The 621-nt window shown below is 53.0% G+C and carries 1 rRNA gene; it reads right to left on the reverse strand.

Annotation, left to right across the window (positions count from 1 at the left end):
• Positions 1-621: ribosomal RNA gene (locus ACMWL8_RS25115) — 23S ribosomal RNA — on the reverse strand; the annotation flags it as partial.

The raw sequence follows: 621 nt of genomic DNA on the forward strand, positions 1-621 counted from the left end.
GTCGCTGCCGCAGCTTCGGTGCATGGTTTAGCCCCGTTACATCTTCCGCGCAGGCCGACTCGACCAGTGAGCTATTACGCTTTCTTTAAATGATGGCTGCTTCTAAGCCAACATCCTGGCTGTCTGTGCCTTCCCACATCGTTTCCCACTTAACCATGACTTTGGGACCTTAGCTGGCGGTCTGGGTTGTTTCCCTCTTCACGACGGACGTTAGCACCCGCCGTGTGTCTCCCGTGATAACATTCTTCGGTATTCGTAGTTTGCATCGGGTTGGTAAGCCGGGATGGCCCCCTAGCCGAAACAGTGCTCTACCCCCGAAGATGAGTTCACGAGGCGCTACCTAAATAGCTTTCGGGGAGAACCAGCTATCTCCCGGTTTGATTGGCCTTTCACCCCCAGCCACAGGTCATCCGCTAATTTTTCAACATTAGTCGGTTCGGTCCTCCAGTTAGTGTTACCCAACCTTCAACCTGCCCATGGCTAGATCACCGGGTTTCGGGTCTATACCCTGCAACTTAACGCCCAGTTAAGACTCGGTTTCCCTGCGGCTCCCCTATACGGTTAACCTTGCTACAGAATATAAGTCGCTGACCCATTATACAAAAGGTACGCAGTCACACC

This window comes from Enterobacter sp. 04-C-12-SI-ECC (assembly GCF_047530715.1).
Lineage (GTDB): Bacteria > Pseudomonadota > Gammaproteobacteria > Enterobacterales > Enterobacteriaceae > Enterobacter > Enterobacter bugandensis.